Annotated in this window: 21 protein-coding genes and 1 pseudogene; 16 read left to right on the forward strand and 6 right to left on the reverse strand. The window is 31.8% G+C overall.

Translation table 11 applies throughout. From position 1 onward, the window contains the following. Positions 1–43: 43 nt before the first annotated feature. From HS848_RS10925 to HS848_RS10940, 4 genes are all read left to right on the forward strand, one after another. Entirely contained in the window at positions 44–1,120 is a 1,077-nt protein-coding gene (locus HS848_RS10925; protein WP_198612416.1) for a YeeE/YedE family protein, read from the forward strand. Between the two features lie 19 nt (positions 1,121–1,139). After that, entirely contained in the window at positions 1,140–1,364 is a 225-nt protein-coding gene (locus HS848_RS10930; RefSeq protein ID WP_107508267.1) for a sulfurtransferase TusA family protein, read from the forward strand. Positions 1,365–1,605: 241 nt separating this feature from the next. Next, positions 1,606–2,223: a CadD family cadmium resistance transporter gene (locus HS848_RS10935; RefSeq protein ID WP_019168782.1), complete on the forward strand. Its 618-nt coding sequence runs from the start codon at positions 1,606–1,608 to the stop codon at positions 2,221–2,223. Between the two features lie 18 nt (positions 2,224–2,241). After that, positions 2,242–2,589: an ArsR/SmtB family transcription factor gene (locus HS848_RS10940; RefSeq protein WP_019168781.1), complete on the forward strand. Its 348-nt coding sequence runs from the start codon at positions 2,242–2,244 to the stop codon at positions 2,587–2,589. 14 nt (positions 2,590–2,603) lie between these two features. On the opposite strand, the gene arsC is transcribed toward HS848_RS10940, so the two are convergent. Genes arsC through HS848_RS10960 form a run of 4 tightly spaced genes read right to left on the reverse strand, consistent with a single transcriptional unit; the run spans position 2,604 to position 5,286 of the window. Then, complete coding sequence (gene arsC, locus HS848_RS10945) at positions 2,604–3,005, reverse strand: arsenate reductase (thioredoxin) (RefSeq protein WP_198612357.1); 402 nt, start codon at positions 3,003–3,005, stop codon at positions 2,604–2,606. A gap of 17 nt (positions 3,006–3,022) precedes the next feature. Next, entirely contained in the window at positions 3,023–4,312 is a 1,290-nt protein-coding gene (gene arsB / locus HS848_RS10950) for an arsenite efflux transporter membrane subunit ArsB (protein ID WP_198612358.1), read from the reverse strand. Beyond that, positions 4,312–4,626 (reverse strand): As(III)-sensing metalloregulatory transcriptional repressor ArsR, encoded by a 315-nt coding sequence (arsR, locus tag HS848_RS10955; RefSeq protein ID WP_029379012.1) that lies wholly within the window; start codon positions 4,624–4,626, stop codon positions 4,312–4,314. The genes arsB and arsR overlap by 1 nt, the downstream gene beginning before the upstream one ends. Before the next feature lie 60 nt (positions 4,627–4,686). Then, positions 4,687–5,286, reverse strand: coding sequence for a recombinase family protein (locus HS848_RS10960; protein WP_019169163.1), 600 nt, complete (start codon positions 5,284–5,286; stop codon positions 4,687–4,689). Positions 5,287–5,481: 195 nt separating this feature from the next. Between HS848_RS10960 and HS848_RS10965 the strand changes: the two genes are divergently transcribed. From HS848_RS10965 to HS848_RS11020, 12 genes and pseudogenes are all read left to right on the forward strand, one after another. Then, positions 5,482–5,682, forward strand: coding sequence for a hypothetical protein (locus HS848_RS10965; protein WP_019169164.1), 201 nt, complete (start codon positions 5,482–5,484; stop codon positions 5,680–5,682). A gap of 32 nt (positions 5,683–5,714) precedes the next feature. After that, positions 5,715–6,035, forward strand: coding sequence for an ArsR/SmtB family transcription factor (locus HS848_RS10970; protein ID WP_019169165.1), 321 nt, complete (start codon positions 5,715–5,717; stop codon positions 6,033–6,035). 88 nt (positions 6,036–6,123) lie between these two features. Beyond that, positions 6,124–7,008: a permease gene (locus HS848_RS10975; protein ID WP_108000248.1), complete on the forward strand. Its 885-nt coding sequence runs from the start codon at positions 6,124–6,126 to the stop codon at positions 7,006–7,008. A gap of 19 nt (positions 7,009–7,027) precedes the next feature. Beyond that, positions 7,028–8,083, forward strand: coding sequence for a methyltransferase domain-containing protein (locus HS848_RS10980; RefSeq protein ID WP_198612359.1), 1,056 nt, complete (start codon positions 7,028–7,030; stop codon positions 8,081–8,083). A gap of 24 nt (positions 8,084–8,107) precedes the next feature. Then, positions 8,108–8,251 (forward strand): hypothetical protein, encoded by a 144-nt coding sequence (locus HS848_RS10985; RefSeq protein ID WP_009384753.1) that lies wholly within the window; start codon positions 8,108–8,110, stop codon positions 8,249–8,251. A gap of 69 nt (positions 8,252–8,320) precedes the next feature. Continuing rightward, the gene (locus tag HS848_RS10990; RefSeq protein WP_232806179.1) at positions 8,321–9,760 is read left to right on the forward strand and encodes a Mu transposase C-terminal domain-containing protein; all 1,440 of its coding nucleotides are present in this window, start codon (positions 8,321–8,323) and stop codon (positions 9,758–9,760) included. Beyond that, positions 9,753–10,589 (forward strand): annotated as a pseudogene (locus HS848_RS10995) (AAA family ATPase). Before HS848_RS10990 ends, HS848_RS10995 begins: the two are co-directional and overlap by 8 nt. A gap of 19 nt (positions 10,590–10,608) precedes the next feature. Then, positions 10,609–11,169, forward strand: a complete 561-nt coding sequence (locus tag HS848_RS11000; protein ID WP_108016836.1) for a recombinase family protein — start codon at positions 10,609–10,611, stop codon at positions 11,167–11,169. Between the two features lie 144 nt (positions 11,170–11,313). Continuing rightward, on the forward strand, positions 11,314–12,558 hold the full coding sequence (locus HS848_RS11005) for an ammonium transporter (protein ID WP_198612361.1): 1,245 nt from the start codon (positions 11,314–11,316) through the stop codon (positions 12,556–12,558). A 106-nt stretch (positions 12,559–12,664) separates the two neighbouring features. Next, positions 12,665–13,615 carry a LacI family DNA-binding transcriptional regulator gene (locus tag HS848_RS11010; RefSeq protein WP_198612362.1) on the forward strand — a complete coding sequence of 317 codons (951 nt, stop codon included), beginning with the start codon at positions 12,665–12,667 and terminating at the stop codon, positions 13,613–13,615. A gap of 101 nt (positions 13,616–13,716) precedes the next feature. Further along, positions 13,717–15,204: a sucrose-6-phosphate hydrolase gene (locus HS848_RS11015; protein WP_198612363.1), complete on the forward strand. Its 1,488-nt coding sequence runs from the start codon at positions 13,717–13,719 to the stop codon at positions 15,202–15,204. Beyond that, entirely contained in the window at positions 15,205–16,170 is a 966-nt protein-coding gene (locus HS848_RS11020) for a carbohydrate kinase family protein (protein WP_198612364.1), read from the forward strand. Between the two features lie 52 nt (positions 16,171–16,222). Here the strand turns inward: HS848_RS11020 and agrA are convergent, their stop codons facing one another. Together agrA and agrC are read right to left on the reverse strand one after the other, a co-directional pair. Next, entirely contained in the window at positions 16,223–16,939 is a 717-nt protein-coding gene (gene agrA, locus HS848_RS11025) for a quorum-sensing response regulator AgrA (RefSeq protein WP_107508272.1), read from the reverse strand. Between the two features lie 12 nt (positions 16,940–16,951). Beyond that, the gene (agrC, locus tag HS848_RS11030) at positions 16,952–18,241 is read right to left on the reverse strand and encodes a quorum-sensing sensor histidine kinase AgrC (RefSeq protein ID WP_198612365.1); all 1,290 of its coding nucleotides are present in this window, start codon (positions 18,239–18,241) and stop codon (positions 16,952–16,954) included. Positions 18,242–18,264 lie beyond the last annotated feature (23 nt).

The raw sequence follows: 18,264 nt of genomic DNA on the forward strand, positions 1-18,264 counted from the left end.
CTTAGTAAATTAATCGGGAAAGGATGAATTGCTTTTGACATGGATGATTATTAGCGGACTTATCGTAGGAATACTACTAGGCTTTGTTATGCAACGTACACGTTTTTGCTTAACAGGTGGCTTTAGAGATATGTATGTGCAAAAGAATAATAAAATGTTTTACGCTTTATTAGTAGCCATTACCGTTCAAAGTATCGGCTTATTAGCTTTAACGAGTTTCGGAGTCATAACAATAGCTCATGAAACGTTTCCAGTAATTGGAACAATTATCGGTTCATTTATTTTTGGTATCGGTATTGTTTTAGCTGGAGGATGTGCAACAGGAACTTGGTACCGAGCTGGCGAAGGCCTTATTGGTAGCTGGGTAGCCTTAATTTTATATGCTTTATCCGCTGCAGTTACGAAGACGGGTATTTTACTTCCATTAATGGAAAAGGTAAATACACCGACAAATGTTAACGCAAGTATGTCACAAACGACTGGTATTCCAGCGTGGATTTTAGTCTTAGTTTTATTAATTATTACAATTACATTAGTTGTGCGTACATTGCGCAAACCTAAACCAAAAGTAGCTGTGCCTAAACTTAAACAGAAATATACTGGCATAAGACACTATTTGTTTGAAAAGCGATATCATCCATTTTTAGCTGGTATTGCAGTGGGAATCATTGCATTAATCGCTTGGCCGATGAGCTATTCAACAGGTCGTGAAGGCGGTCTAGGTATTACAACACCATCTGCGAATTTAATTCAATTTTTAATAACTGGAGATTTAAAATTTATAGACTGGGGTGTATTTTTAATCCTAGGAATATTTGCTGGTTCATATATAGCGGCTAGAGGTGCTAAAGAATTTAAATGGCGTTTACCAGACAAAATTACAATCCGTAACAGTGCTATCGGAGGCATCTGTATGGGATTCGGTGCTTCAGTAGCAGGTGGTTGTTCAATTGGTAATGGTCTAGTTGAAACAGCAGCGTTAAGCTGGCAAGGTTGGATTGGTTTAGTATCTATGATTTTAGGTACTTGGTTTATGAGTTATTTCATTTTTGTAAGACCTATGAAAAAGTTACAAAAACAATCTACTCAATCTGTATCACAACAACCTCAAACGACTTAAATTTTAAGGAGGAATAAAGATGTTATATGAATTAGGTACAGTAGGTATGGTATGTCCATTCCCATTAATCGAAGCACAAAAGAAAATGCAGTCATTAGATAATGGCGATGAATTAAAAATTGATTTCGACTGCACACAAGCCACTGAAGCGATTCCTAACTGGGCAGCTGAACAAGGTTATCCTGTTACAAACTATGAACAACTTGACGACGCTTCATGGACGATTACAGTTCAAAAAGCATAATGATGTGATAAATTTAATTCAGTTGGGACGCTAGTAATCAATTTTTAAGAATTGAAAAGATTAGCAAGTCTCAATATGATGATGTTATATTTAGTTACAAATTGTGTCATTTTATCTTACGTATTTGTCAATTTTGGAGTTATATGGCAGTTATTTTTTTCTATTTGGCATTATGCCGTATTCAAAATTTATATATCTTATGTTAAAATTCATTCAAATATATATTTGAATGAGGTGTATTATGATTCAAACTATTGTAACTGCTACTATTCTTTATATTGCTACGGCAGTTGATTTATTAGTGATTTTATTAATATTTTTTGCTAGAGCAAAGACTAGAAAAGAATCTAGAGATATTTATATTGGTCAGTATTTAGGGTCTATTATTTTAATATTAGTTAGTTTGTTTTTAGCTTTTGTGTTAAATTATGTTCCAGAAAAGTGGATATTAGGTTTATTAGGTTTAATACCAATTTATCTTGGGGTTAAGGTGGCTATTTATGATGATTGTGAAGGAGAAAAAAGAGCTAAAAAAGAACTGAGTGAAAAAGGATTATCTAAATTAGTTGGTACGGTTGCAATCGTTACGATAGCAAGTTGTGGTGCTGATAATATTGGTTTATTTGTTCCGTATTTTGTGACACTAAGTCTTACTAATTTATTAATCACTTTGTTTGTCTTTTTAATTTTAATTTTCTTCTTGGTATTTACTGCACAAAAACTAGCTAATATCCCAAGAATCGGAGAAATTATTGAGAAGTTTAGTCGTTGGATTATGGCTATTATTTATATAGCTTTAGGATTATTTATTATTATTGAAAATGACACTATTCAAACAATTTTAGGATTTATATTTTAATATAAGGTGTGGTTTTATATGAGTTATGAAAATACTTGTGATGTGCTCTGTGTGCACGAGTCTAAAGTTAATAATGCGTTAAGTTTTTTAAAAGAAGAAAAATCACAAAAACTTATTAATACTTTATTAAAAATAAGTGATGAGAATAAATTAAAAATCATACTTTCTCTGCTTAAAGAAGATGAACTCTGTGTATGTGATTTATCTATAACATTAAATATGAGTGTAGCTTCAACATCACATCATTTGCGAAGTTTATACAAAAGCGATGTACTTAATTTTTATAAAGATGGGAAAATGGCATATTATTATATTAAAGATACAGAAATGAAATCATTATTAATGAAATGCATAGACTGTATTTAAATGAAACGCTCGCATTAAGCGAGCGTTTCTTTGAATTCCACTATTTTTTTCCCAATTTCATCTCTAACACGTTGGAATTCTGACCACTCTTTACCTGCTGGATCATCAAAACCCCAGTGCTCTTTTTTGACGTTTGGTGGTAAGATAGGACAATTATCGTCTGCATCACTACATAACGTTACGACCAAATCTGATTGTTTTAAGATATCACTATTAATCAAGTCTGATGTATGGTTTGATATATCAATATCTACTTCTTTCATAGCTTCTATTGCTTTAGGATTAACACCATGTGTTTCAATACCAGCAGAATAGACATGCCAATCTTCACCTAATATTTCCTTTCCCCACCCTTCAGCCATTTGGCTACGACAAGAGTTTCCTGTACATATAAAATAAATTGTTTTTTTATCCATAATTAATTCCTCTTTTCTTAAAATATGATTAGTGTAAGGTATAAACCTAAGAGTGTTACAAATAGTACTGGTATAGTAATAATGATTCCAGTTTTAAAATATGTTCCCCATGAGATCTTTACGCCTTTTTGCGTTAAAACATGTAGCCATAACAATGTTGCTAAAGAACCAATCGGCGTAATTTTCGGTCCTAAATCTGAACCGATGACGTTCGCATAAACCATACCTTCTTTAATAGTTCCTACTACATTAGATTGTCCAATAGCAATAGCATCTATTAAAACTGTAGGCATATTATTCATAATTGATGATAAAAAGGCTGATATGAAGCCCATACCCATGATACTGCTAAATAACCCATGACTTGAAATATTGGATAATACATCGCCTAAAATTGTTGTGATACCTACATTTTTTAATCCAAATACAACTAAGTACATACCAATAGAAAATAGAACGATATTCCACGGTGCGCCTTTAATCACTTGCTTTGTATGAACTGCTTTAGATTTACGAGCTAATAGTACAAAGATAAAAGCAATAATACCAGCAATGATTGATACAGGTATTTGAATAAACTCACTAACAAGATAACCCACAAGTAATATTGCTAATACAATCCATGAAATCTTAAATAATTTGGGATCTTTAATTACATCTTTAGGCGCCATAAGATTGTCTGTATTGAATGTTTTAGGTATAGATTTTCTGAAATATAACCATAAAACGAGGATACTAGCAATCAGAGAGAATATATTAGGAATAATCATGCGACTAAAATACTCAATAAATCCAATATCAAAGTAATCTGCAGATACAATATTAACTAGATTACTTACAATTAAGGGAAGTGATGTAGTATCTGCAATAAAACCACTGGCAATAATAAAGGGAAAAATCACTTTTTTATTAAACCCTAGATTCCTTACCATCGCTAATACAATGGGCGTTAAGATTAAAGCTGCACCATCATTTGCGAAAAATGCTGCTACAATTGCCCCAAGTAGCATGATAAAAACAAACATTTTTAAGCCATTACCGTTTGAGGCCTTGACCATATGTATCGCAGACCATTCAAAAAAACCAATTTCATCTAATATTAATGAAATAAGAATAACAGCTACAAAAGTTAAAGTTGCATTCCAAACAATACCGGTTACTTCTAATACATCAGAAAAACTTACGACCCCTGTAATAATAGCAATTACAGCTCCAATTAAAGCTGTAATACCAATATCTAAACCTTTCGGTTGCCATATCACAAAGATTAAAGTTAAAAGAAAAATCACAATTGCTAAAGTTGTCATTAACACTCACCTGACTTCATATTTTTACATGCACAGCGTTGGTCAGATGTATTAATGATATCTAAGTTTTGATTAATATAATCTAAAAATTCATGATTAAGTTGATACATATGTTTATTGCCATTTTTTCGTGTAGTAACTAACTCGTTATCTACTAGTGACTTCATATGATGGCTTAATGTAGGTTGTGAAAATTGAAAATGCTCTAGCAAATCACAAGCACATAACTCACCACAAGATAGTAAATCCAGTATTTCCAACCTACTTGGATCTGATAAAACTTTTAATATTGTTGATAGTTCTTTATAAGACATTAATATACCTCCTAGACATTTAATAGATTACCATCTATATAGCTTTATGTCTATATACTTTTATCTACTGTTTTTAATTCTATATATAGTTTGGCGTGTAATACCTACTTCTTTAGCTATAGTACTTATAGATTTACCTTGTTCAAGTAATTCAACAACTCGGTAATAAACCAAACGCTTTTGTGGGTCTTTAGCATTGGGAGAATACAAAACAGGTCTCCCTTTATATATCCCTTTTTCTTTGGCTACTTTAATACCTTGAGCTTGTCTACGTTTACTTTCATTTCTTTCTTGTTCTGAAATCATTGCTAAAATTTGAATTATTAAATCTTTCATAAACTTATCAAGCAGTGGATTTCCAATCACTTCATTCATCATAGGTAAACTCGTTATCATTAATTGAACTTCTTTATCTTTTAAATAATTAACTGTTTGAATTATTTCATCATAATTTCTTCCTAGTCTATCAATAGATTCGACAATCAAACGATCTCCCATTCTTAAAAAATTTAATACTTCTTGAAAAACAGGTCTGTTTTTTATAGATTTACCTGATTGTTTTTCTGTAAAAATTTTCTCAGAACCAAAAGAGTACAAATTTTCAATTTGCCTATCTAAATTTTGATCAATGGTCGAAACTCTTGCATATCCAACTATCATTTTTAACACCCTTTCTCATACACCCTAATCATACAAACAGAAACAGCATTTTACAAGGGGTTTTTATTGTCCGGTTAGGGTACACCCTAAATTACACAAATCATTATCTTGCAAAAGTTAAAATAATAATTTATAGTTAATACATCAAAAAAAGTTGATGTATTGTTTTAGTATTTTATAAAGGAGTTCTATTTTATGAGAGTAAATCATGCAAGTACACTATCCGTTGATTATTTTGTTAGTTATTTAAATTTAATTATGATATCAAGAGAAGTCACTTTAAAAGAAGCTATAATATATATGAAGAAAGAGTTTTTTAAAGGAGAGACTGATATGTATGGTAAAATAACAGAAACTCATTTTAATCTAGCAATACAAAAACTTAAACAAAAATAGAGATATTTAAATATAAGAGAGGTGATCTTTCAATGGAAGTTATTAAATCCAATCCTAACAGAACTGAGGAAGAACAATTAGATTTTTATGAACAGATGTTTAATGCACTTGCTGATAAAATTAGGCTTAAAATTTTGCATTCAATACGTCAAAGTGATACAAAATCTTTGTGTGTATGTGATTTGGAAGAATTATTAGAATTAAAACAATCTAAACTTTCTTATCATCTGAAAAAATTAGTAGATGCAAATATTCTTATTGCTGAAAAGCATGGTACATGGAACTATTATAAAATTAATGAGCAACAAATACAGGTAGTTTTAAATGAAGATACTTGTTGTAAGATACTATAAGTATCTTCTTTTAATATAATATTAATCAACTTTTTTTGATTAATATATCAAAAAAAGTTGATTAAATAAATTCGGAGGCGTTATACTGATGTTAGATTCAATTATAGAATTCATAAAAACATTTTTAATGTTGTTTTTTGAATTGTTAGTACTATTCATAATCGTGAGCTTTATTGTAAGTCTAATTCAACAAGTTGTTTCAGAAGAAAAAATTAAAAGACTTTTGAGTAAACCAAATCAAGCTATTAATTACATATTGGGAATGGTATTTGGTGCTATTACACCTTTTTGCTCTTGTTCGACGATCCCAATACTCGCAGGTTTATTAAATTCTAAAGTACCTTTTGGTCCAGCAATGAGTTTCTTGATTGCTTCACCATTAATGAATCCATTAATGCTGTTTATGCTATGGGCTTTATTAGGTTGGAAAGTTGCTGTTGTTTATTTTGTAGTACTAGCAATTTTTAGTATTTTAACAGGTTTAGTATTTTCAAAAATGAATTTAGCTGACAGTTATAAAGGAGTTAATGTTAAAGGAGACGGATTTTTTGCTAATAAAACAGGGTCTCGTTTTAAACAAGCATTAAACGATGCGTGGGCGTTTTTATACCCAATGTTACCTTATCTATTTATTGGTGTGTTTATTGGCGCCTTCATATATGGATTCATACCAGAAGAATTTATAGCTAAGTATGCAAGTGGCGATGGTTTTGTATCGGTCTTGATTGCTTCTGTTATCGGTATTCCTATGTACATCAGACCAGAAACAATGTTGCCTATAGCGGAAGCATTAGTATCAAAAGGTATGTCACTAGGAACAGTTGTGGCGTTGATCATTGGTGGCGCTGGCGCAAGTATTCCAGAAGTTGTATTACTATCTAAGTTATTCAAGAAAAAATTTGTAATATCATTTGTTATCGCAATTTTAGTTGTAGCTATTGCTACCGGATTAATTGTTAATATGATTGTTTAAATTTAAGGGGGACAAATTAATGAATCAAGAAGCATCAGTAATCAGTAGATATGGAAATGCTGCAAAAAATCATGAAGAAAATTTATGTTGTCCAGTAGAGTATGATACGAAATACTTAAAAATAATACCTGATGAAATCATAGAAAAAGATTATGGTTGTGGCGATCCTTTAGGTAAGATTAAAGAAGGAGATACCGTTTTGGATTTAGGTTCTGGCGGAGGTAAAGTTCCTTATATAGTTTCTCAGATTGTTGGTGAAACAGGTAAAGTTATTGGCGTAGATATGAATGATGATATGTTAAATCTTGCTAAAAAATATCAGAATCAAATGATTGAAAAAATTGGTTATGACAATGTAAGTTTTTATAAAGGGAAGATTCAAAATTTAAAATTAGATTTAGAAGTATTGGATAAATATTTACAAGAACATCCTGCTAGCGATTTAAATACTTATCAATCTATCAATCAATATATTAATTACTTAGAAAACGAAATGACTATGATAAAAGATAATAGCATAGACGTGGTTATATCTAACTGTGTTCTAAACTTAGTTTCAACTGAAGAAAAAGAGGCACTTTTCAAAGAAATTTATCGTGTTTTAAAAGATGGTGGAAAAGCTGTTATCTCAGATATTGTTTCTAACGTAGAAGTTCCAGAACAATTGAGACAAGACGAAGAATTATGGAGTGGTTGCTATTCAGGCGCTATTGAAGAAAAATCTTTTGTTGAAGCTTTCGAAAAGGTAGGATTTTATGGTGTGGAAATAGATAAACGCGAAAATACATGGACTACTATAGAAGATATTAACTTTAGAAGTATGACCGTTATAGCTCATAAAGGCAAAGAAGGTCCTTGTATTGATAAAGGACAATCTGTTATATACAAAGGACCATTTAAACACATTGAAGATGATGATAATCATATTTTTGAGCGTGGAGAAAGAGCCTTTGTATGTGAAAAAACATTTAATATATTACAGAAAAATCCATATAAAGATGTCTTTGAATTTATCAATGAAAATGAAGAAGCAATTGATTTAGAAGAATGTTGCGATACATCATGTGGTTGCTAAATAACAATTAAAGGAGGTGTTAAAATGGAAAAAAACGCATTTAAAAAAGCTATTTCTAAATTAAAACCTAAAGAACAAGCTTGTTGTTCCGTGGAGATTGAAGAAAATAAAGAGAGCAAAAAAGAGAATACAAATAAAGATCAACAGAATAATAAAGGGTGTTGTTAATGCCGTATCATTAACAATTAAATTAGGGAGCATAAAAGTATGCTTCCTTTTTTTAAAGGAGGTGCTGAAATGATTAAAAATTTAGCTGACTTTACCGAAGAAGAACGTCAAAAAGCTATGGAAAGGTATTATATAATTGAACCTTATTTTAAAAAATTAAAATCAGTAAGAGCAGTTAGTGAATCAGCAAAAGTACCGAATCGCACACTTTATAATTGGATTAGTAGATACAAAAATGATGGATTAGCAGGTCTTATAGATAAAACGAGAAAAGACAGAAATCGTATAAAGATAGATGAAGATACTATCAGCTTTGTTCAGAATGAGTATTTTAGTAACAGAGGAATTTCTATAGCTTCTATACACCGTAAAACAAAACAGTGGTGTAACAATAAGGCACTCTCTGAACCTAGCTATTATCAAGTTTATAATATCATTAAGCGAATACCTGAAAATTTAAAAGCTTATTCAAATATGAATTCAAAAAAATATGCTGAAAAATACGATGGTATATACACACGTGAGTGCGAACGCCCTAATGAAATTTGGCAAGCCGACCATACCATGTTAGACATAGAAGTATTAAATGAAAAGAATGAAATTGAAAGACCTTGGCTAACAATCGTTTTAGATGATTATAGCAGAGCAATTGCAGGTTTTAGAATAGAGTTTGGAACACCAGATACCGAGAGAACAGCACTTGTTCTAAGACAAGCAATATGGAAAAAGGGGAATTCAAATTGGCCAATTTGTGGGATACCAGAAAAATTCTATACTGACCACGGCAAAGACTATACCTCAGAACATATGCAACAAGTGTCAGCTAATCTCAAAATAGAACTGATATATTCCAAAATAGGTATACCAAAAGGCAGAGGAAAAATAGAACGCTTTTTTCAAACAGTTAATTTAATGTTTCTTGAATTACTCCCTGGTTATACCAAAAATAAAAAATCAAGAAAACATCTTACTTTGGAAGACCTTAATAATAAGTTTGAACACTTTATATTAAATGAGTATCATCATCGTCAACATGGAACAACAAAAGAAAAACCAATACAAAAATGGAATCAACCAGACTTTCTCCCCCAATTACCTGAATCGAGAGAATTATTAGATTTACTACTATTAACTACAACTAAACCTAGAAAAATACACAAAGATGGTATTTATTTTAAAGGATTAAGATATTTCTCCACTAATCTCATCGCTTATATAACAGAAGAAGTTTTTATAAGATATGATCCTCAAGATATTTCAGAAATTCGAGTTTATTTAAATAATCAATTTTTAAGTATTGCATATTGCAGTGACTTAGAAAACCAAAGTATAAGTATAAAAGAAATAGAAAGGCTAAGAGCAAATAAGAAAAGAGAATTAGGAAAAAGTATTACTCGGACACGTCACCTCGTTCAAAACCTCAATCACACTAAACCATCAAATGAAGAATTAAGTAATAACGTTAAACAAGTTAAAAAGTCAAAACTAAAGAGGTATAAAAATGACTAATAAAATTTTTGTTGAAACGAAACAGTATCGTCGATTTGAAGAATTTTGCGATAATTGCGCTAAATATAAATACATGGGAGTTTGTTACGGAAATCCTGGTGTAGGTAAAACATTTTCTGCACAATATTATGCAAATTGGGACTATGTAAACCCAATCATTACTGAATTTCAAAAAGCTGATGATAAAGGAAGTAATGTACACGATGATCAATTTTTAAATTGTAAAACGATTTTTTACACAGCACCTCCAGTTAGACCTTCAAGAATTTATAAAGAACTATTGAACCTAGCTAGTGAATTAACATTAGGAAAAATTGGGTATCGTTCATTGAAAAAGCAAGAGGAGTTTAATGGATTAGAAGAACTTGTTAAATTGCAACCAAGGAATTATGAAATTGATTTAATTATCATTGATGAAGTTGATAGGTTAAATTATAAAACATTGGAAATTATTAGAGATATTTATGATCAACTTGATATTGGTGTTGTATTAATCGGTATGCCGGGCATAGAGAAACGATTATAAAGGTATCCTCAATTATATTCTCGCATTGGTTTCAGTCATCAATTTGAAAAATTAAGTAACGACGAATTAAAACACGTTTTAGAATATAGATGGAATGAACTTTCATTACCTTTAAGTTATGAGGATTTTGAAGATTATGAATCCATTAATACAGTAGTAAAAATTACCAATGGTAATTTCAGATTAGTACAAAGGTTATTTTCTCAAATTATACGAATTATGGAAATTAACGAATTGAATAAAATAAATGTTGAAGTGATAGAAACTGCTCGAGATGTTTTACTAATAGGAGAAAATGAGTAATTTGAAAGGGCTGTAGTATATGAGAAAAATAGGATATGCACGTGTACCTTATACTGATCAAAATTTAGATAACGAGATAACTCATTTATTAATCAATGGATGTGATTTAGTTTTTTCTGAAAAAGTAAATGTTTATAGTAAAGAACAAATAGAACTTAAAAGTTGCTTAGAAGAATTAAAAGAAAATGACATTTTAGTTATAACTGATTTGAAAGCTTTAGGTTTAACGCCTAAACAGTTTATAAACTTCCTAGACCACGAAATAATATCGAAAAACTTCCATTTAGAAGTACTTAACCTGAATATAAATACTCAAAATGAATATGGGCAATACTTTATTAGAGTATTCAAAATGCTACTAGAATCCGAAAAAGTTCTAGTGCAAGAGAGGACATCAAATGGTTTAAATGCTGCTCGAGAAAAAGGTAGGAAAGGAGGACGACCTCAAAAAATTAAAAAAAGCCAAAAGCAATATATTAAACAACTATATGATAGTGATAAATATACAGGTGAAGAAATTGCTCAAATGACGGGATTAAGTAGGACTTCAATTTATAGAATAATTAGAGAAATGTTATAAAACAAAGCAGGTAAACATTTATTGTCTACCTGCTTTGTGCCATTTAAAGAACAAAATTTATGCCATATAACTCCAAAACTGACATACGTATTTTTGCCAACTTCGAAATGTATCATTATGATATTTTCAAAGGAAGTGGTAATAATGAAGATGGATGACACAATTTTTTTATTTCTTTGTACTTTACTCGTATGGCTTATGACACCAGGGTTAAGTCTTTTTTATGGAGGGCTTGTCCAATCGAAGAACGTTCTTAATACAGTAATGCAAAGTATGGCAGCAATGATTATCGTTACTTTCGTATGGATTACGGTTGGATTCTCATTAAGTTTTGGAACAGGGAATCTAGTGATAGGAGATTTTGAATTTTTAGGGTTACAACATGTAGGATTTAGTATTAATGAACAATTAAGCCCGCATATCCCATTCGCTTTGTTTATGTTATTCCAAATGATGTTCTGCACGATCGCTATTTCAATACTCTCAGGCTCTATTGCAGAACGTATGAAATTTATCCCATTTATTATTTTTATTTTAGTTTGGGTGGTATTGATTTATTCACCAGTGGCGCATTGGGTGTGGGGTGGTGGTTGGATTCAACAACTAGATGCACTTGATTATGCCGGAGGAACAGTTGTACATATTACCTCAGGTGTATCAGGACTTATTCTTGCTATAATGCTCGGCAAAAATAAAGACACTGAAAAAATCCAACCGCATAATTTATTAATTACTTTAATTGGTGGTATTTTAGTATGGATAGGATGGTATGGATTTAATACTGGCAGTGCCTACGCATTCAACAATATCGCGCTTGTTTCATTTGTGAATACTGTCATTACAGCGAGTGGTGGCGCTTTTAGTTGGTTAGTGCTCGAATATATTTTGACTAGAAAATTGAGTTTACTTGGATTGTTATCAGGTGTGCTTGCTGGTTTAGTAGCGATTACACCGGCTGCTGGTTATGTTAATTATTTTAATGCTTATATTATTTCTATGATTGGTGGCGTCGTTTGCTACATTGTAATTAATGTGATTAAAGAAAAATTTAAATATAATGATACATTAGATGCGTTTGGTATCCATGGAGCTGGTGGCGTAGTAGGAGCAGTCTTAACCGGCGTATTTCAATCGAAAGAAGTTAACCCTGATGTTATCAATGGTTTCGTTTACAACGGCCATTTACATACAGTATTAATTCAATTAAGTGCAGTGGTAGTGGTTGTCTTATATACTATTGTTTTAACTTGGATAATTGGAAAAGTATTACAAAAATGTACACCATTAGCGATAACTAAAGAAGAAAACGAGAGAGGTTTAGATCAACTTGTTCATGGAGAAAAAGCTTACTTCTACGGTGAACTTAATAAATTAAATAAAAGATATTAATTATTTTTCATTTAAAATTCAAAAACTATAACAAAATTTTACTTTGAGTGATTATATATGTGATAAAATATATCTTAAATTGTTACTAATTTAGGTGATTAAACTAATGAAAAATATATCAGATATCGCAAAGCTAGCGGGAGTGTCTAAGAGTACGGTCTCCCGCTTCTTAAATGATGGATCAGTCAGTCCACATACTAAAGAAAAATTAAGTCGTATTATTGCTGAACATAATTATCAACCCAATCAATTTGCCCAAAGTTTAAGAGCCAAACATACGAATTTAATCGGAGCCATCATACCGAGAATGAATTCACATGCTGTTGATGAAACGATAAAAGGTATTGTAGATGTATGTCAGGAACATCAATATCAATTGCTATTAAACTATACTGGCTTAGATGTTCAAGCTGAGATTATGGCACTTGAAACATTTTCAAGAAGTAAAGTAGACGGTATTGTGCTAATGGCTACTACCTTAACGGCTCGACATTTAGAGGTTATTGATAAGATAGATGTGCCGGTTATATTGGTAGGTCAAGCTCATGATAAATTACATAGCGTCATTCATGACGACTACCAAGCAGGTCAACTCGTAGGCACTCGTATTGGTCAACAACAACTACGTGAAGCGTGTTTCTTTGGAGTGAGTGAAGACGATATCGCAGTAGGTGTGAAGCGGAAACAAGGAATTATCGATGGGCTACACGCATATAAGATTAAACCACGGCTCTTTAAAACGTCGTTCCAATATGAAGAGGCGATGCGTGACGTAGCCGAAGTATTAAAAGATTTACCTAAAATGGATGTTCTTATAGGGGCTACAGATTCTATTGCGTTAGCTATTCATAAGTATTGTTCTGAAAGTGGCGATAGTTCTGATATGCCACAAATATATGGCTTTGGAGGAGACCCGATGACACAACTGGTATCTCCAACGATTAAAACAGTTAAATTTAATTACTTTGAAGCTGGTAAACAAGCAATGAAACAATTACATGAATTAATTTTCTCAAAAAATGTAGTTCAAGAAACGGTATTATCGATTGAAATATAAAGAATAGAAGTATTTACTTAAAATATATGGAACCGATACCATACGCAATGCTAAAATAGAGATAAAGAAGATATCAATTTGTCTATAAATGGAGGATTAATATGACTGAGTGGTCAAGAGAAGAACGCTATCGTCGTTTGGAAGACGTAGATCAATCACAACTAGATACTTTAAAGCAACAAGTCGAAACGTCAATGTATCGTCAGACATTTCACATTCAACCTGAAACAGGCTTACTTAACGATCCAAACGGATTAATCTATTTTAAGGGCAAATATTATGTATCACATCAGTGGTTTCCTTTAGGAGCTGTTCACGGTTTAAAATACTGGTTTAATTACACTAGTGAAGATTTAGTAACCTTTGAGCCTCAAGGTGCTATCTTAAAGCCAGATACGCTATATGATAGTCATGGCGTCTATAGTGGTAGCGCTTTTGAATATGAAGGACAACTATATTATATGTATACCGGTAATCATCGAGATGAATCTTGGAATCGAGTAGCGAGTCAAATGCTAGCGAAAGTAGAAGAAGATGGAACTGTTAAAAAACTGGACAAGCCAGTCATTGATCATCAACCTGAGGGTTACACTAGTCATTTTCGAGATCCAAAAGTATTTCAAAAAGACGGTCAGTATTATGCGATTATAGGTGTACAGAATAATGAAAAACTGGGTCGAATTTTACTATATAAAGCCGAGAACAATCAACTTGAGGAATGGACATTAGTAGGAGAGTTGAAGACTGAGCTAGAAGATTTTGGTTTTATGTGGGAATGTCCAGATTACTTCGAATTAGATAATAAAGACGTTATCTTATTTAGTCCTCAAGGTATTGACGCGCAAGGTGATCAATTTAGAAATATTTATCAATCCGGATATTTAATTGGAAATTTAGACTTAGAAACACTTCAGTTCAATCATGGTGAATTTGTAGAACTTGATAATGGTTTCGATTTCTATGCTCCTCAAACGTTTACTGATGAACATGGGAAACGTATTTTAATTGGTTGGATGGGCTTACCTGAAATCAATTATCCTACTGATAGTGAAGGATGGGCACATTGTTTAACAATACCAAGAGAACTAACTATTGAAGATGGCAAATTACGTCAACGCCCGCTTAAAGCACTAGAGAAATTACGACGAAATAAAGAAACAGCACTAGGCTATGCTAATAAATTTCCAACTACACTAAGACCTTATGAGGGTAAACAATATGAACTCATCATTGATATATTGGAAAATGAAGCATCAGAACTTTATTTTGAATTACGTACTTCTAAATTAAATTCGACTTTAATTACGTACAATAGTAAGCAACAAACTATCACGTTAGATCGCTCTGAAAGTGGTTTATTACCAGATAATGTAGAAGATGTAACAAGACGTACTACCTTAGATAATCCGTTAAAGCAACTACAAATTTTTGTAGATACCTCAAGTATCGAAATATTTTGTAATGATGGAGAACGCGTGCTTACTTCAAGAATTTTTCTTGATGACATTTCAACAGGCATCAAGACATCAACTGAATCAGGACAAGTCTACTTAGAATTTACAAAATATGAACTTAAAGGTGAGGATTAAATGAGAACATTATATGCATTAGGTGAAGCATTAATCGATTTTATTCCAAATGTGACAAATTCTGAATTAAAAGATGTTGAACAATTTAGTCGCCAAGTAGGAGGTGCACCAGCGAATGTAGCCTGTGTGGTACAGAAACTAGGTGGACACGCTGAAATGGTTACTCAACTTGGAGATGACGCGTTTGGTGACATTATAGTAGAGACGCTCAATAAAATTGGTGTAGGGACACAATATATTAAACGCACAGATATAGCTAATACTGCTCTTGCATTTGTGAGTTTAAAAGAAGATGGACAACGGGACTTCTCATTCTATCGTAAACCTTCAGCAGATATGCTGTATAAGCCAGCATATTTAGATGAAATAACAATTAATCAAAATGATATCATGCACTTCTGTTCAGTCGATTTAGTTGAAAGTGAGATGAAAGAAGCACATAGAACGATGATTGAGAAATTTAAAGCAGCAGAGGGGACAATCGTCTTTGACCCTAATGTACGCTTACCTTTATGGGATAGCGCTGAAGCATGTAAACAAGCCATCCAAGAATTTATCCCTAAAGCTAATATTATAAAAGTCTCTGACGAAGAAATTGAATTTATAACTGGAGAACAAGATGAACAACGAGCGATACAGTCGTTGTTCCAAGGAAGTGTGGAAGCTGTTATTTACACTCAAGGTGCAAAAGGCGCAAGCATCATTCTTAAAGATGGCACAAGCATTCATCATGACGGTTTCAAAGTCAAAGCGATTGATACAACCGGTGCTGGAGATGCCTTTATAGGCGCAGCAATAAGTAGAATATTGAACAGTACTACCACAACTATTTCTGATCTTTTTGAAAATGAAGGACAAAACATCCTCGAATTCAGTAACTTAGTAGCTGCTAAAGTAGCAACACAATATGGCGCAATTGAAAGTATTCCTACACTTGAAGAAGTTGAGAAAGAACTTAGACAATAATATATAAATATAAAGCCAGCTGATAATTAAGATAACAGCTGGCTTTAATGTATTATATTTTTTTAACATTACGAACTGAAGCATAACAGTGTTCGCCATTCTTAAAATTAACCACTCGTTCTTTAGAATCAATCGACTCTATATTGTGACGGTTAACTACAAAACTATTATGACATCTAAAGAAGCGGTCATCTAATTGCGCTAATTCTTTCAGGTTACCGTAAAATTCGATTTGACGATTATCAAGATGCGCAATGAGACGATGAGATTTAGATGATGATTCGAAAAACATCACATCATCGTATTGTACATAAATTGAATTACTACCACGTTTTAATTCAATAGTTTCAATCGTACTTTCTTTAGATAGTAATTTTAAACGTGTATGTGCGGTTTCTAAACAATCAATAATTCTTGATTTTAATTGATCAGGATCATCTTTAAAAATGAAGTCCATCGCCGATACTTTATAAATAAACGTTAAATATGTTAATTCACTATGACTAGTCACAAATATAATGTTTCCAATAGGGTCATACTTACGTATCTCGCTCCCTAATTTGATTCCATTCATATCTGCTTCTAATTGAATATCTAAAAAGTAACAGCCTACATCGTTCGTTTCTTTAGACTTTTCGATAATTTCATAAGGATCATCTGTAGCTAATGCGATTTCCATAGGTTTCTCTTCAATCATTATGTAATTATTAATAATTGAAACCATATTTTCACGTTGTTTAACATCATCTTCACAAATGAATATTTTCAAGATATCACGTCCTTATGACATATTATTTATAATTTCTACTTTTTGAACGAAATATTCATTCTCGATGGTAGTGTCTAATAACACATTTTCCGTAGAATCTGTAATTTCTTTCAAAGTACTTAAACCTAAGCCACGGTTTTCTCCTTTAGTTGAAAAGCGCTCTTGGAACAACTCGTGAATACGTGGCATATCCTCTTTACATTTATTCATCACAATAAACATCACAGAGGCTTCAGTATTGATAAAGGCAATTCTAATTAGGGCATCATCAAGATCTTCCGACGCTTCTATAGCATTGTCTATAATAATGCCAATCACTCGACTTAAATCAATCGTATTCATTTCAATATGTTCAACTAACTCTGGCACCTCGATACTAATAGGAATGTTCTTTTCTTGAGCTTGTAGAATTTTAGTAGTCACGAGACCTTTAATTGCTCGTACTTTTAAATTCTCAGTACCGTTAATTTTAATCGAATTCATTTGTAGATTATCTTTCATCGGCACGATATTGTCTTCAAAGTATTCTTTTAAGCCATTCATATCATTTTCTCTAATATACTCCGACATAGTGGTTAAAATATTCACGTAATCATGTCTGAATTTCCGCATTTCATTATTAATTGCTTCAATCTGTAATGTATATTCATAATACGTTTCAATCTCTTGAACATTACGTTTATAACGAAGTTCACGTAACGTATAATGAGAAATGAAGGTGATTATGATAGTGAATGAAAAAATAATTCCAATGAAAATAAGGCCGTATAATTTAATCGAATTTGCACTTACATTCGTGATATGAGAATAAGCATACAAAATTATAAAAGATAAGATTAAAACTGCAGAAATAACCGTTAGATATGTACTGTTAATAGATAGGTAGGATTGCTTTAATTTTTTCAATAAATATCTAAATGAATAAGCTATTACAACTGAAATGATAGAAAAAGCAATGATAAATGATATAAAGCCAATTATAGTATTGTTTGCGTCTTTCTCTACAACAACCACAAGTATAAATGCTATGAAATTACTAGTGAACATTAAAATAGCACTACTAAATACTGCTATTACTGAATAAAGTTTTACTTTAGTATATAAAATGCATCCACAACCTATCAGTAAGTAAAAAACTAAGATACTCCCTAAATATTGGTATAAAAGAGCAGGAGGGATTATAACCACTGCTATGGCTAAATAATCCCTCGTAGTATATTTTATATCTAGAATAATTTTAGCAGTTAAAAATAAGAGAAATCCTTGAAAAAAAGCTAATGGCACACTTGGTACTAAATCCATGTTTCTCCCACACTCTCTAACAA

The sequence above is a fragment of the Staphylococcus caledonicus genome (assembly GCF_016238465.1).
GTDB classification, from domain to species: Bacteria; Bacillota; Bacilli; order Staphylococcales; family Staphylococcaceae; genus Staphylococcus; species Staphylococcus caledonicus.

Excerpts from the sequence above, each read along its gene's own strand:
- HS848_RS10940 (WP_019168781.1), top strand. The coding sequence starts at position 2,242 with ATGAGTTATGAAAATACTTGTGATGTGCTCTGTGTGCACGAGTCTAAA.
- HS848_RS11015 (WP_198612363.1), top strand. The coding sequence starts at position 13,717 with ATGACTGAGTGGTCAAGAGAAGAACGCTATCGTCGTTTGGAAGACGTA.
- HS848_RS10930 (WP_107508267.1), top strand. The coding sequence starts at position 1,140 with ATGTTATATGAATTAGGTACAGTAGGTATGGTATGTCCATTCCCATTA.
- HS848_RS10965 (WP_019169164.1), top strand. The coding sequence starts at position 5,482 with ATGAGAGTAAATCATGCAAGTACACTATCCGTTGATTATTTTGTTAGT.
- HS848_RS10990 (WP_232806179.1), top strand. The coding sequence starts at position 8,321 with ATGATTAAAAATTTAGCTGACTTTACCGAAGAAGAACGTCAAAAAGCT.
- HS848_RS10935 (WP_019168782.1), top strand. The coding sequence starts at position 1,606 with ATGATTCAAACTATTGTAACTGCTACTATTCTTTATATTGCTACGGCA.
- agrC (WP_198612365.1), bottom strand. The coding sequence starts at position 18,241 with ATGGATTTAGTACCAAGTGTGCCATTAGCTTTTTTTCAAGGATTTCTC.
- HS848_RS10975 (WP_108000248.1), top strand. The coding sequence starts at position 6,124 with ATGTTAGATTCAATTATAGAATTCATAAAAACATTTTTAATGTTGTTT.
- HS848_RS10925 (WP_198612416.1), top strand. The coding sequence starts at position 44 with ATGATTATTAGCGGACTTATCGTAGGAATACTACTAGGCTTTGTTATG.
- arsC (WP_198612357.1), bottom strand. The coding sequence starts at position 3,005 with ATGGATAAAAAAACAATTTATTTTATATGTACAGGAAACTCTTGTCGT.
- HS848_RS11010 (WP_198612362.1), top strand. The coding sequence starts at position 12,665 with ATGAAAAATATATCAGATATCGCAAAGCTAGCGGGAGTGTCTAAGAGT.
- HS848_RS11005 (WP_198612361.1), top strand. The coding sequence starts at position 11,314 with ATGAAGATGGATGACACAATTTTTTTATTTCTTTGTACTTTACTCGTA.
- arsR (WP_029379012.1), bottom strand. The coding sequence starts at position 4,626 with ATGTCTTATAAAGAACTATCAACAATATTAAAAGTTTTATCAGATCCA.
- HS848_RS10960 (WP_019169163.1), bottom strand. The coding sequence starts at position 5,286 with ATGATAGTTGGATATGCAAGAGTTTCGACCATTGATCAAAATTTAGAT.
- HS848_RS10980 (WP_198612359.1), top strand. The coding sequence starts at position 7,028 with ATGAATCAAGAAGCATCAGTAATCAGTAGATATGGAAATGCTGCAAAA.
- HS848_RS11020 (WP_198612364.1), top strand. The coding sequence starts at position 15,205 with ATGAGAACATTATATGCATTAGGTGAAGCATTAATCGATTTTATTCCA.
- HS848_RS10970 (WP_019169165.1), top strand. The coding sequence starts at position 5,715 with ATGGAAGTTATTAAATCCAATCCTAACAGAACTGAGGAAGAACAATTA.
- HS848_RS11000 (WP_108016836.1), top strand. The coding sequence starts at position 10,609 with ATGAGAAAAATAGGATATGCACGTGTACCTTATACTGATCAAAATTTA.
- HS848_RS10985 (WP_009384753.1), top strand. The coding sequence starts at position 8,108 with ATGGAAAAAAACGCATTTAAAAAAGCTATTTCTAAATTAAAACCTAAA.
- arsB (WP_198612358.1), bottom strand. The coding sequence starts at position 4,312 with ATGACAACTTTAGCAATTGTGATTTTTCTTTTAACTTTAATCTTTGTG.